The sequence below is a fragment of the Mesorhizobium sp. LSHC420B00 genome (assembly GCF_000503055.1).
In the GTDB taxonomy this organism is placed as follows: Bacteria; Pseudomonadota; Alphaproteobacteria; order Rhizobiales; family Rhizobiaceae; genus Mesorhizobium.
Window position 1 is genome coordinate 91,952 of sequence record NZ_AYVY01000008.1, and the last position, 13,076, is coordinate 105,027.

The window sequence follows — 13,076 nt, forward strand, 5'->3', positions numbered from 1 at the left end:
CGCTTATGTTAACGGCGAGGAGCTACGCTATGAGCACTATCACAATCCGTAATCTTGATGACGAAGTGAAGCAGGTGCTGCGCGAACGCGCTGCCGCGCGCGGCGTTTCGATGGAGCAGGAAGCGCGGGATGCCTTGCGCAAAGTGACGATCCCCGAGAGCAAGCTCCAGAACGGGGAGTGGCGGCTGAAAGCGTCACGTGACGAGATCTTGGCGCTCGGACGGAAATCAGAACACCCCATTAACCTCAAGGCGCTTACTGATCACATGTGGGATGAGGGACTTCTGTGACCGTTGCAGTTGATACGTCTGCGTTAATCGCAATCATCGCCGCAGAGCCGGATGCGGCTGCATTCGTCGATGTTTTCGGCACCTCATCTGCTGTACTGATAAGCACTGCAACACTTCTGGAGGCACATTGTGTGGCGAACCGGTCCAGCGGTGGCATCAACCCCGCCGAACTTCAGGTGCTCATCGACCGCCTCGAACTGACGGTCGTTCCTTTTGATCTGGCGCAGCTCGAGGTCGCACGACTTGCCTACTCTCGGTACGGTCGCGGATCCCGCCATCGTGCTGACCTCAACATGGGCGACTGTTTCGCCTATGCCCTGGCCAAGACCCGAAACCTGCCGCTACTTTTCAAGGGTGACGATTTCATCCATACCGACATCGAATCGGCGCTGAAGCCGGCATGACATTGGACAAGAACTGGCCTCGGGCATGACCCTCTCCGGCAAGCGCATCCTGCTGATCATCGGCGGCGGTATCGCCGCCTACAAGGCGCTCGACCTGATCCGCCGGCTGCGCGAGCGCGGTGCTTCGGTGCGCGTGGTGATGACCGCCGCGGCGCAGGAATTCGTCACCATGCTGTCGGCCGGAGCACTGTCCGCCGATCATGTCTTCACCGAGCTGTTCGACCGGCAGGACGAGCACGACATCGGCCACATCAGGCTGTCGCGCGAGGCCGACCTTGTGGTCGTGGCGCCGGCCACCGCCGACCTGATGGCAAAGCTCGCCAACGGCCACGCCAACGACCTTGCCTCGACGGTGCTCATCGCCACCGACAAGCAGGTTTTGATGGCTCCGGCTATGAACCCGAAAATGTGGACGCACTCGGCGGTCCGGCGCAACCGCTCGATGCTGGGTAAGGACGGCGTCGCATTCGTCGGCCCGGCGAAGGGCGAGATGGCCGAAAGCAACGAGGCGGGCGAGGGCCGCATGGCCGAGCCGCTGGAGATCGTCGCCGCGATCGAGGCGCTGCTCGACAGTCGGCCAAAGCCGCTGGCGGGCAGGAAGATCATTGTCACTTCCGGGCCGACGCATGAACCGATCGACCCGGTGCGCCACATCGCCAACCGTTCGTCGGGCAAGCAGGGCCATGCCATCGCGGCGGCGCTGGCCAGGCTCGGCGCCGACGTGCGTCTCGTCTCCGGTCCGGTCGGCATTGCGGATCCGGCCGGCGTCGCCACGATGCATGTCGAAACGGCCGTCGAGATGAAGGATGCGGTCGAACAGCTGCTGCCGGCCGACGCGGCAGTGTTCGTCGCGGCTGTCGCCGACTGGCGCACTCAAAGTTCGGCCGGGGAAAAGATCAAGAAGGTGGCGGGCGAGGGGCCGCCGGCGCTGCAGATGGTGGAAAATCCCGATATTCTTGCCGGCGTCGGGCATCACAAAAAGCGGCCGATGCTGGTGGTCGGTTTCGCCGCGGAGACGCAGGACCTGGTCAGGAATGCCGAGGCCAAGCTTGCGAAAAAGGGTGCCGATCTTATCGTCGCCAATGATGTCTCGCATGAAGATGGTTCCCCGGGCGTGATGGGCGGCGACCGCAACAAGGTGCGGATCGTCTCGAAGGCCGGCGTCGAGGAATGGCCGGAGATGAGCAAGGAAGAGGTGGCGACGCGGCTCGCGGCACTGATCGCCGGCCGGCTGAAGACGGTCGTGGTTTAGCGATCTCCCCTCGGGTGTTTAGCCGATCTCACCTCTCGTGGGGGAGATTGGCAGCTTCGCCAGCCGCGCGTCGTCGCTCGCGCCCGAAATCCGCAAGGCGGCAAGGCATCCCAGGATGCCGAGCGGGATGAAGGCGAGGAACAGCCAGGCGGCGACATTTGCCGCGGCCTCGCGGTTCAGGCCTTCGGAAAAGCCGCTGGCGTTGGCGACGATGCCGGTCAGTGCCGCACCCACGGCATAGCCGATGCGCTGCATGGTCGGCACGGCGGCCGAGGCGATCGTCTGCTCGCCTTCCTTGGCCGATGCCACGATGACACGCGTGACAAACGGCCAGGCGATGCCGAAACCGCCGCCTTGCAGCAAGGCACAAAGCAGGATCAACGGGATCGAGCCCGCCGGCACCGTATAGGCGAAACCCGCGACGCCCGTGGCGATCATCAGCGCCCCGCCGACGATGATCAGCCGCTCGCGCTCCGGCGGGGCATTGGCGACGAGGATCGACAGGATCGACCAGGCGATCGATTCGGCGGCGATGATGTAGCCGGTGGTGAGGATCGGAATGTCGTGCAGGCTGGTCAGGAGCAGTGGCCCGTAGACCGCAAACGAGCAGGTCGCCACCGAAAACGCCGCGACCATGGTCATGCCCGCGCCGACCGGCGAGCGCCATGAAAACAGCCGCGACGGGAACAGCCGCGAGCGCGGCTTCAGCGCGTCGATATAGACGAACAGCGCCAGGCCGATCATGCCGAGGGTGAGCAGCAGCGACGAGCGCAGCAGGGCGATGTCGACGCCGGCGGTGGCGATCAGCACGACGCTGACGGCAAGACAGCCAAGTGCCGCAAACGGGAAGGGCGGCGCCGACCCGCCGGTCGCCTGCGGCCTTGTTGCTTTAGGTGTATCGAGCACGAGGAAGCTTGCCAGCGCCATAGCCGTGCCGCCGAGGGTGAAGACGCCGAAGGCCCAGCGCCAGGACAGCAATTCGGTCATGACCGCGCCGAGCACCGGCCCGCTGAAGGCGGCGACGCCCCAGATCGCCGACATAACGCCGAAAAGCTGCGGCCAGATCGCGCGGGCAAACAGCCGCTCGACCGAGACGAAGGCCAGCGACACCAGCGCGCCACCGCCAAGCCCTTCGATCAGGCGGCCGGAGAGGAACAGCGGCATCGAAGGCGCGGTGGCGCAGACCAGCGCGCCGGCGGCATAGAGCAGGGCGGCGGTCGTCATGTTGGTGCGCAGCGCGACATAGCTCACCAGCCGTCCGGCGGCAGCACCTGCGACGATGGCGCCGAGCTCGTAGATCGCCAGCGACCAGCCGACCAGCTGCACGCCGGCGAGCTCGCCGACCATGGCCGGCATGACCGTTGCCACCATCGTTTCGTTGGTGGCGTGCAACAGGATGCCGAGGCTGATGAAGCAGAAGCGCGCCAGATCGCCGCTCGCCCACAGCGCACGCCAGTCGACCCTGTTTGTGCTTGTTTTGGTCAAGTCCACCCCCGAATTCCCTGCCGAGCCAGAGCATCTTTGGCACTTCAGGCGCGATGCACGCCTTGTTCGCGTGCGGTTTGTAAAACCTCAACTGCGGTTGAGCTCAAGCGGTTTTTTGATCGCCGTTAGCGCGGCGGATGCCAAAGATCATGCGGCGCGAGACAGTCACGAGATGTCGAGATCTTAGTCAGGCCGAAGATGTAAGCAATATTGGATCGCCGCAATCTTCGGTCACGGTAACGGCATGGATCCTAGGATCCATGCCGTGATCTTCGAGCGCTGCAACTTTGAACATCAGGGCGGCCTCTGCGGAGCGGGCCTGCCGGAATCCATGAGCTTTCGGCAGCTATTCGCAGGCCGACACCTACGCTGCCCGGCTGCTCGGGGAGCCATGCTACGCCGCTATTTGAACGAATGGATCAAGTCCAGCGAAGTGACGGCGACCGCCAGATTGACGCCGGTCTGCGCCTGGACACTGAGCGGCTGCAGCGAAAAGGCGCTGCCGAGGCCGCCGACCAAAAGGTTGGCGCCGCCACCGGTGACCACGCTCGCCTCGGCATTCACGCCATAGTAGCTGCCGGCAAGATCGCCTTCATCGTGGTTGCGGGTTGCCGCCAGAACCGCCCATGCCAGTTGGCCCTGATGCGTCCGGCCGACGTCGACGCCGAGCTTGGAAATTACCCCGGTATAGACTTCGGGTGGGCCGCCACGATGCGGACGAAAGACACAGGAAACACCCTTGTTGGAGGTGACCAGATAGGCCGTGCCACCGTCGATGGTGCAGTCGAGCACGCCGAGCTGGAGCTTGCCGGCGCTGGCGGGAGCGGCAACGACGGTCGTGGCGAGTGCGGCGGCACAGGCAAGTTGCTTGATCATGGGAGGGTCCTTTCCAAATGGCTTTGAACAACGGCTGACCACGCCGAGCGTTCCGCCGAAAACTTGGCGCCAGCAAGGCAAGGCTAAACGCAGGGTTGTCGGAGTGCGGAAACGGAGGCCCGATAAACCGGCCCGGTCAGCCGGCGCTGGTGCGGGCCAGACCGTCCTTGGCCGGTTGGTAGTTCGGATTGAGGTGCACTGCCTCGCGGTAGGACTTCGCGGCCCTGACCTTGTCGCCGCGCCGCTCGTAGATCAGCGCCTGGTTGGACCAGGCCTCGGCGTTCTTGCCGTCGAGCTTGATGGCCATGTTGAAGTCGGCGAAGGCATTGTCCTCGTCGTTCATGGCAAGGTAGGAGAGGCCGCGTCCGTTGTAAGGCTCGGAAGCATCCGGCGCCAGCGAAATGGCGGTCGAGAAATCCTCGATGGCAAAGGCGTGCTGGCCCTGGCTCTGGTAGATCAGGCCGCGATTGTGATAGGCGCGCGCGTCGGTCGTGTCGAGCTGGATCGCTTTCTGGAAATCGTTGAACGCCTCCTGGACCCGGCCTGCCTTGCGGTAGAGATTGCCGCGGCCGATATAGGCGGCGTCGTAGTTGGAATTGATCTGGATCGAGCGGTTGTAGTCGGCAAGCGCGCTTGCCTGATCACCGAGGAAGCGCTGGATGAGCGCCCGGTTGGAATAGGCCTGGTAGAAATTCGGATTGAGCTGGATGGCGGTGTTGAAGTCCTTCAGCGCCGCCTGGTACTGGCCGCCGCGGCCATAGGCCGAGCCGCGCACATTGTAGGCTTCCGGATCCTGGGGGTTGCGCTGGATCACCGCCGACAGCGAGGAGATGTTCTCGGTCGAGGCTTGCGCCTTGTCGATGTTGTTGAACTCGCCGGTCGGAACGCTCTGGCAGCCGGCAAGCGCCAACCCGGAGAGCAGGGCTGCCGTCAGGGCGAGGCCGCGCCACGCGGTTCTGCGCTTTACGGTGATTGCGTCCATGTCTGCCCTGTCCTTACTGCGCCGTCTGGTCCGTTCCCCCTCCGAACCGGCATCTCTCCCAACCGGTCCTCTCGGACCGGGTCGAAATCACAACAAAAAGGTGGCGGCGATTCCGCATCGCGCCACCTTGGATATCCTTGGAAAAGGACGAAAAATTGACGTCAGAACCGCGGCGGACGCGGAGCACCGGCACCGGCAGCACCGGCTGCGACCGGACGTGGCGTCATCGGCAGCAGGCCTTCGCGCTGGGCGCGCTTGCGGGCCAGCTTGCGGGCGCGGCGCACGGCTTCCGCCTTTTCACGGGCGCGCTTCTCGGAAGGCTTCTCGTAATGTCCGCGCATCTTCATTTCGCGGAAGATGCCTTCGCGCTGCATCTTTTTCTTGAGCGCGCGAAGCGCCTGATCAACATTGTTGTCGCGGACGAGTACCTGCACGTGCAATCCTGTCTTTCGGTTTGAAATCAACAGGCAAGCGGCCATAGCCACAAGCCTCCGCGGCGCGTTACACCACGAATTGGGGCGGCTGATAGCAGAATCAAGGGGCGCTGTCCACAGCCGATTGAGAGGCGGTGCCGATCACGAAACGAAAAACCCGCCTCGGCGGCGGGTCTCTGGTGTGAATCAGCACCATACGCAGTTTAGTAGCATAGCTGCCGGCACAAAGCAAGAACCAAATTCGCCTTGGGCCAGATAGACGCCGCTATGCCGTGGCCAGGGCCGTGGCCAGGTGGAGCTGCTCGAAACCCTCGAAGAACTCGCCGTAGTCGCAGGTTATCTCCTCGCCGGCGGCGATATCGCGGATCGCCGTGGCCCCGCCATATTGCGAAAAATCGGTGTTCGGCTTATCGGCATGGTTCATGAAGCGGCCATTGTCGACCTCATAGACCATGAAGCCCGGCCGGTCCTGGCTGGGATAGGCATATCTGTCGAGCAATTCCTTGAGGTGCGGCGGCGCCGTCTCGTATTTTTCCATCGGGATCAGCCGGTCGAAGTCCGGATCGAGACGCCAGATCTGCGCGCCTTTCCGGACCGGCTCGGCGGCGAACACGCCGACGCCTTCGATTGCGCTTGCAGCGATATAGGTCCTGATCAGCAACATGTTTCCAACCCGTTTTCGAGGAGAAGACGGAATCGTCAAATCGCCGAAAAAATCAAGGGCCGGTTCGCGACATTTCGGCTGGCGGGCATGCGTTGCGCCCTCCGAACCCTCACGTCCGGGTGATCGAGACGCCGCCGTCGGCGAACAGCGCCGCGCCGGTGGTGAAGCTCGATGCGTCGGACGCCAGGTAGAGCGCCGAGCGGGCGATCTCCTCAGGCTCGGCGACGCGCTTCAAGGCATGCAGGTTTTCGACGAAGGCTCGCGATTCAGGTGTCTTGAACGTCGCCGAAGGCGTGTCGGTGCCGCCCGGCAGCAACGCGTTGACTCGAATGCCCTTGGCGCCATATTCGGCGGCCAGCACCTGCGTCAACCCGATCAGTCCGGCCTTGCTTGCGGCATAGCTGGTCATGCCCGGCATGCCGACGGTGTGGCCGACGAAGGTGGAGGTGAAGATCAGCGAGCCGCCGCCGCGATCGATCATCGCCGGCACCTGGTATTTCGCGCCGAGAAAGGCGCTGGTCAGATTGGTATCGAGCGTCTCGCGCCAGCCCTCCAGCGACAGCTCCGAAACCGGCCCCATCCTACCGACCGAGCCGGCATTGTTGAAGGCGATGTCGAGCCCGCCGAATTTCCCGACCGCCAGGTCGACGAGGGCTTTTGCGTAGGCTTCGTCGCGGACATCGCCGGCAAGAGCGACGGCGGTGCCGTCGGGGTCTTCGATTTCGGCAACCAGCGCATCGAGCTCCGCCTGGCGGCGGGCTGCGACGACCACCTTGGCGCCTTCCTCCGCAAACACCTTGGCCGTGGCGCGGCCGATGCCGGAGCTGGCGCCGGTGACGATGGCGACTTTGTCGGTAAGTGCGAACATTTTCTGCATCCTTTTCTTCGCGCCAGCCCTTGCCGGCAATCGGGATGCTTGGTCGCAGATCGAGGCGGCGCGGGCCACCCGATACCCGCGAGGTGCTTCGGATTTGGTTTGATCGCCCGTCACGTCGCATACCTCTTTTTCGTCACGGCGCAAAACGGCAAGCGCCGTCGCAAACAGTGCAAGGCTGGCAGTGCGGTTTCGCTAGTGATACAGCTCGCGCGCCGGGGTTGGCTGATCTGCCCGGCCGCCATTTGCGAGGCCTGCAACGTTGAAGAAATACTCGGTATTCGCTATCGCCCGCGAGGCCATGCGCGGCCACAAGGGCTGGGAGGAACAGTGGTCCTCGCCGGAGCCGAAGAAGGAGTATGACGTCGTCATCGTCGGCGCCGGCGGCCACGGCCTGGCCACAGCCTATTACCTCGCCACCGTGCATGGCATCACCAACGTCGCGGTATTGGAAAAAGGCTGGCTCGGCGGCGGCAATACCGGCCGCAATACCACCATCATCCGCTCGAACTATCTCTATGACGAGAGCGCCGGCATCTACGACCATGCGCTGAAGCTGTGGGACGGGCTCAGCCAGGAGCTCAACTACAACGTCATGTATTCGCCGCGCGGCGTCATGATGCTCGCCCACAACATCCACGACATTCAGGTGCTGAAGCGCCACGTCCATGCTAACCGGCTGAACGGCATCGACAATGAATGGCTGACGCCGGAACAGGCCAAGGAATTCTGCCCGCCGCTCAACATTTCGCGCGATGCCCGTTATCCCGTGATGGGTGCCGCGCTGCAGCGCCGTGGCGGCACGGCGCGGCACGATGCTGTCGCCTGGGGCTATGCGCGCGGCGCCTCGGCGCGCGGCGTCCACATCATCCAGAATTGCGAGGTCACCGGCGTCAAACGGGCGCCGAACGGCGCGGTTACCGGTGTCGAGACGACGCGCGGCTTCATTGGCGCCAGGAAGGTCGGCGTGGTCGCCGCCGGCCACTCCTCGGTGATCATGAACATGGCCGGCGTGCGCATGCCGCTGGAAAGCTATCCGCTGCAGGCGCTGGTGTCGGAGCCGGTCAAGCCGGTGGTGCCTTGCGTGGTGATGTCGAACACGGTGCATGCCTATATCTCGCAATCCGACAAGGGCGAGCTGGTCATCGGCGCCGGCACCGACCAATATGTCTCCTATTCGCAGACCGGCGGGCTGCACATCCTGCAGCACACGCTCGACGCGATCTGCGAGATGTTCCCGATCTTCACCCGCATGAAGATGCTGCGCTCATGGGGCGGCATTGTCGACGTGACGCCGGACCGTTCGCCGATCCTGGCCAAGACGCCGGTGCCCGGCCTCTACGTCAATTGCGGCTGGGGCACGGGCGGCTTCAAGGCGACGCCGGGTTCGGGCCACGTCTTTGCCCATACGATCGCCAGGGACGATCCGCACCCGATCAACGCACCCTTCATCATCGAGCGCTTCCGCACCGGCCGCCTCATCGACGAGGCGGCGGCGGCGGCGGTGGCGCACTGATGATGACCGAGATGGCCGTCGCCATGCCGCTGATGCTCGCCGGCGAGCAAGGCCTGTTTCATTTTCCGTCACCGGACGAGGTGCGCACGCAGCCGATCAGTCGCGCCGGGAACGAGGCCGACTGGCCGTTTTCCATCGATGACGGCATGCTGACCTGCGTCTGGAGCGGCGGGCGAAAGATCGTCTTCTTCTTCGAGGCCCGTCCTTCCGATCTGGATCCGGACGAGCCTTTCCAACCGCGCGGCGTCATCGTCACCACCGATCCAATCCAACTGACCATCGGCAACATGGCCAATCGCGCTCTGTTTCGCCCTGCGGCAAGCATCGAGGAGCGCATCCGGCTCGTCGCGCCTTTCGTCACGATGGGTCAGAGGCTTTGCGACCAACCTGCCGGCGCTCGCGTCGGCCACGGCGAACTGTAGGACCAACCATGCTTCTCATCCGCTGCCCCTATTGCGAGGAAGAGCGTCCCGAGCTCGAATTCCGCAACGCCGGTGAGGCGCATATTGCGCGTTCCCCAAACATCGCCGGCGAGAGCGACGACGACTTCGAAAAGTTCTTCTTCATCCGCTCCAATCCCAAGGGGATCATCTATGAGCGGTGGCGGCACATGCATGGCTGCGCGCGCTTCTTCAACGCCGTGCGCGACACCGTCAGCGACAGGTTCCTGATGACCTACAAGGCCGGCGAGCCAAAGCCGGCGAAGCTGCCGGGAGCCGCCAAATGAGCGCGACGTTCCGCATTGCCGGCGCCGGGCGGCTCAAGCAGGCAAAGATAGCTGGCTTCAGCTTCGACGGCCGCCCCTATACCGGCATCGAGGGCGACACGCTGGCCTCGGCGCTGCTTGCCAATGGCGTCCATCTCGTCGGCCGCTCGTTCAAATACCACCGGCCGCGCGGCTTCCTGTCGGCCGGCGCCGAAGAGCCGAACGCGCTGGTCGAGATCAAGCGCGACGCGGCACGCAAGACGCCGAACGTCCGCGCCACGGTGCAGGAACTCTATGACGGGCTGACGGCACAGTCGCAGAACCGCTGGCCGTCGCTCGCCTTCGACATCGGTGCGGTCAGCAGCATCGCCTCGCCGATGCTTTCGGCCGGCTTCTACTACAAGACCTTCATGTGGCCGAAGGCTGCGTGGAAGAACCTCTACGAGCCTAAGATCCGGGCCGCGGCCGGTCTCGGCGTCGCCCCCGACCAGCCGGATCCCGACCATTATTCGGCGCGCTTCGCCCATTGCGAGGTGCTGGTGCTTGGCGGTGGTGCGGCGGGTATTGCCGCGGCATTGGCTGCCGCCGAAACCGGCGTGCGCGTCATCCTTGCCGACGAGCAGGCGGAATTCGGCGGCAGCCTTCGCTTCGAGAGCGGGGCGAAGATCGAAGGCCAGGACGGCTTTTCCTGGGCGCAATCCGCTCTCGCCAAGTTGAGCGCGATGGACAATGTCCGCGTACTGCCGCGCACCACGGCCTTCGGTTATTACGCGCAGAATTTCGTCGGACTGGTTGAGCGCGTCAGCGACCATCTGCAGAGCCCCGGCCGCGACCTGCCGCGCGAGCGGCAGTGGCAGGTTCGCGCCAAACGCGTGGTGTTGGCGACCGGCGCCATCGAGCGCCACATGGTGTTTGCCGACAACGACCGTCCCGGCGTCATGCTGGCGTCGGCGGCGCGCACCTATCTCAACCATTACGGCGTCGCAGTCGGCAGGAATATCGGCGTCTATACGGCGAACGATTCCGCCTATGCGGCGGCGATCGACCTGAAGAAGGCCGGCATCAACGTGGCGGCGATCGTCGATCTGCGCGACAATCCGACCGGGCCGGCGATCGACGAGGCGAGGGCGCTTGGCATCGAGGTTAATTTCGGTCGCGCGGTGATCCGCGCCGGCGGCAAGCTGCGGGTGTCGTCGATGACTGTGCAGCCGAAGAATGGCGGCGGCGAACGCACCATCCCGGTTGACGCGATTCTGATGTCGGCCGGCTGGACGCCATCGGTGCATCTGTTCTCGCAATCGCGCGGCAAGGTCGCCTTCAACGACGAGACCAAGCGCTTCGTGCCCGGAATTTATGCGCAGGACTGCGTATCGGTCGGCGCCTGCAACGGCACCGACGGGCTGTCGGCGACGATCGACGAGGCTTATGCAGCGGGCGCCAAGGACGCCGGCAGCAAGCCAGCCAAGGGAACCAAGCCGAAAGTCGATGCCAGCGAGAGCTGGTCGCGCGGCATGCTGGGTGCGGCGCCCGGCGCCGGGGCGGATGCGACGGTAAAGGCGTTCGTCGACTTCCAGAACGACGTCACCGCCAAGGACATCCGCCAGGCGGTGCATGAGGGCATGCGCTCGATCGAGCACGTCAAGCGCTTCACCACCAACGGCATGGCGACCGACCAGGGCAAGACCTCCAACATGCACGGCCTGGCGATTGCCGCCGAGACGTTGGGCAAGCCGATCCCGCAGGTAGGGCTGACGACGTTCCGTGCGCCCTATACGCCGGTGACGTTCGGCTCGATCGTCGGGCTCGCGCGGGGTCCCCTGTTCGACCCGACCCGCAAGACGGCGATCCATCCCTGGGCCGAGCGTCAAGGCGCGATGTTCGAGGATGTCGGCCAGTGGAAGCGCGCCTGGTATTTCCCGAAGCCGGGCGAGGACATACATGCGGCCGTCGACCGCGAATGCGTCACGGTGCGCAAGACGGCCGGCCTGTTCGACGCGTCAACGCTGGGCAAGATCGAGGTGGTCGGGCCGGATGCGGCCAAATTCATGGAACTGCTCTACACCAATCCATGGGAGAAGCTCGAGCCCGGCCGCTGCCGCTACGGCATCATGCTGCGCGAGGACGGTTTCATCTATGACGATGGCGTGGTGGGAAGACTCGCTGCGGACCGTTTCCACGTGACGACGACGACCGGCGGCGCGCCGCGCGTCATGAACCATATGGAGGACTATCTCCAAACCGAGTTCCCGCATCTCAACGTCTGGCTGACCTCGATCACCGAGCAGTGGGCGGTCATTGCCGTGCAGGGGCCGAAGTCTCGCGACATCATCGCACCGCTGGTCGAGGGCATCGACATGTCGGATGAGGCGCTGCCGCATATGTCGGTGCGCGAAGGCCGGATCTGCGGCGTACCGACCAGGCTGTTTCGCATGTCGTTCAGCGGCGAGCGCGGCTTCGAGGTCAATGTGCCGGCCGATTACGGCGAGGCGGTCTGGGAAGCGCTATGGGCCGAGGGCCAGAAGCATGGCGCCTGTGCCTACGGCACCGAGTCGATGCATGTGCTGCGCGCCGAAAAGGGCTACATCATCGTCGGCCAGGATACCGACGGCACAGTGACGCCGAACGACGCCGGGCTCGACTGGGCGGTCGGCAAGAAGAAGGCCGACTTCGTCGGCATTCGCGGCATGGCGCGGCCGGATCTGGTCGCCAAGGGCCGCAAGCAGCTTGTCGGCCTGAAGACCAGGGATCCCAAGGTGGTGCTGGAGGAGGGAGCGCAGATCGTCGCGGACCCGAAGCAGGCAATCCCGATGAAGATGATCGGCCATGTCACGTCGAGCTATTGGTCGCAAAATTGCGGCCGCTCGATCGCACTGGGGCTGGTCGCCGGCGGCCGCGATCGCATGGGCGAGACGCTCTATGTACCGATGCCGAACGGGGTGATTGAGGTGGAGGTCACCGGTATGGTGTTCTTCGACGAGAAGGGGGAGCGCCTCAATGGCTAAGGCCGCTGTGAAAACCGCCGTCGCCGGGCCGTCGGTCGAACGCCGTCCGGCTGTCGCCGGCCAGTCGCTTTCCGCCACCGGCGTCACACTTGTCGTGCTGCCGCCGGCCGAACGCATATCGCTGCGCGCGCCGGACGCCTCGATCGCGGCACTTTCGAAAGCACTTGGCATCGCCCTGCCGCTAAGGCCGAAAACCTCGGCGGCAAAGGCTGGACGGACCGCCTTGTGGCTCGGGCCGGACGAATGGCTGGTCATCGATGAAAGCGGCAAAGATCCACTCGCCGATTGCGCCAAGATTTCCGCGCTGCATTCGGCGGTCGGCATCTCGCACCGCAACGTCGCCGTATCGGTCACCGGACCGGCTGCCGCGACGACGATCAATGCCGGCTGCCCGCAGGATTTGTCGCTCGACGCCTTTCCGATCGGGGCGGCATCGCGCACCATTCTCGGCAAGGTCGAAATCGTGCTGTTGCGCACGGCGGCCGACGCGTTCCGCGTCGAATGCTGGCGTTCCTTCTCCGACTATGTCTTTACTTTTCTGTCGGAGGCAGCGCGCGACGCGGCAGCATAGCAATGTTCGCCGCGCCCAGC

The 13,076-nt window shown here is 64.5% G+C and carries 14 protein-coding genes; 8 read left to right on the plus strand and 6 right to left on the minus strand.

All coding sequences use genetic code 11. The features are described 5' to 3' along the window. Positions 1-29 precede the first annotated feature (29 nt). Genes X760_RS53655 through coaBC form a run of 3 tightly spaced genes read left to right on the plus strand, consistent with a single transcriptional unit; the run spans position 30 to position 1,946 of the window. Positions 30-290, plus strand: coding sequence for a plasmid stabilization protein (locus X760_RS53655; protein WP_023719015.1), 261 nt, complete (start codon positions 30-32; stop codon positions 288-290). Continuing rightward, entirely contained in the window at positions 287-694 is a 408-nt protein-coding gene (locus X760_RS53660; RefSeq protein WP_023719016.1) for a type II toxin-antitoxin system VapC family toxin, read from the plus strand. Before X760_RS53655 ends, X760_RS53660 begins: the two co-directional genes overlap by 4 nt. Before the next feature lie 25 nt (positions 695-719). Then, positions 720-1,946 carry a bifunctional phosphopantothenoylcysteine decarboxylase/phosphopantothenate--cysteine ligase CoaBC gene (coaBC, locus tag X760_RS53665; protein ID WP_023719017.1) on the plus strand — a complete coding sequence of 409 codons (1,227 nt, stop codon included), beginning with the start codon at positions 720-722 and terminating at the stop codon, positions 1,944-1,946. 18 nt (positions 1,947-1,964) lie between these two features. Here coaBC and X760_RS53670 read toward each other — a convergent pair whose 3' ends face one another. The 6 genes from X760_RS53670 to X760_RS53695 form a co-directional block, all read right to left on the minus strand. Further along, a complete protein-coding gene (locus X760_RS53670; RefSeq protein WP_023719018.1) occupies positions 1,965-3,431 on the minus strand; it encodes an MFS transporter in 1,467 nt (488 codons plus the stop codon). A 402-nt stretch (positions 3,432-3,833) separates the two neighbouring features. Next, positions 3,834-4,307 (minus strand): DUF992 domain-containing protein, encoded by a 474-nt coding sequence (locus tag X760_RS53675; protein WP_023719019.1) that lies wholly within the window; start codon positions 4,305-4,307, stop codon positions 3,834-3,836. 136 nt (positions 4,308-4,443) lie between these two features. Next, positions 4,444-5,289, minus strand: coding sequence for a tetratricopeptide repeat protein (locus tag X760_RS53680; protein WP_023719020.1), 846 nt, complete (start codon positions 5,287-5,289; stop codon positions 4,444-4,446). 161 nt (positions 5,290-5,450) lie between these two features. Next, positions 5,451-5,723, minus strand: coding sequence for a 30S ribosomal protein S21 (rpsU, locus tag X760_RS53685; protein ID WP_023675331.1), 273 nt, complete (start codon positions 5,721-5,723; stop codon positions 5,451-5,453). A gap of 265 nt (positions 5,724-5,988) precedes the next feature. After that, positions 5,989-6,387 carry an SET domain-containing protein-lysine N-methyltransferase gene (locus tag X760_RS53690; protein WP_023719021.1) on the minus strand — a complete coding sequence of 133 codons (399 nt, stop codon included), beginning with the start codon at positions 6,385-6,387 and terminating at the stop codon, positions 5,989-5,991. 109 nt (positions 6,388-6,496) lie between these two features. After that, entirely contained in the window at positions 6,497-7,255 is a 759-nt protein-coding gene (locus X760_RS53695) for an SDR family oxidoreductase (protein WP_023719022.1), read from the minus strand. 268 nt (positions 7,256-7,523) lie between these two features. Here X760_RS53695 and X760_RS53700 point away from each other — a divergent pair, with 268 nt between their 5' ends. The 5 genes from X760_RS53700 to X760_RS53720 are packed head-to-tail and all read left to right on the plus strand — an operon-like array spanning position 7,524 to position 13,056. Continuing rightward, positions 7,524-8,777: a sarcosine oxidase subunit beta gene (locus X760_RS53700; protein ID WP_023719023.1), complete on the plus strand. Its 1,254-nt coding sequence runs from the start codon at positions 7,524-7,526 to the stop codon at positions 8,775-8,777. After that, positions 8,777-9,199, plus strand: a complete 423-nt coding sequence (locus X760_RS53705; RefSeq protein ID WP_023719024.1) for a hypothetical protein — start codon at positions 8,777-8,779, stop codon at positions 9,197-9,199. Before X760_RS53700 ends, X760_RS53705 begins: the two co-directional genes overlap by 1 nt. A gap of 8 nt (positions 9,200-9,207) precedes the next feature. Further along, entirely contained in the window at positions 9,208-9,504 is a 297-nt protein-coding gene (locus X760_RS53710) for a sarcosine oxidase subunit delta (protein WP_023719025.1), read from the plus strand. Continuing rightward, positions 9,501-12,485, plus strand: coding sequence for a sarcosine oxidase subunit alpha (locus X760_RS53715; protein ID WP_023719026.1), 2,985 nt, complete (start codon positions 9,501-9,503; stop codon positions 12,483-12,485). Before X760_RS53710 ends, X760_RS53715 begins: the two co-directional genes overlap by 4 nt. After that, positions 12,478-13,056 (plus strand): sarcosine oxidase subunit gamma, encoded by a 579-nt coding sequence (locus tag X760_RS53720; RefSeq protein ID WP_023719027.1) that lies wholly within the window; start codon positions 12,478-12,480, stop codon positions 13,054-13,056. The genes X760_RS53715 and X760_RS53720 overlap by 8 nt, the downstream gene beginning before the upstream one ends. Positions 13,057-13,076 lie beyond the last annotated feature (20 nt).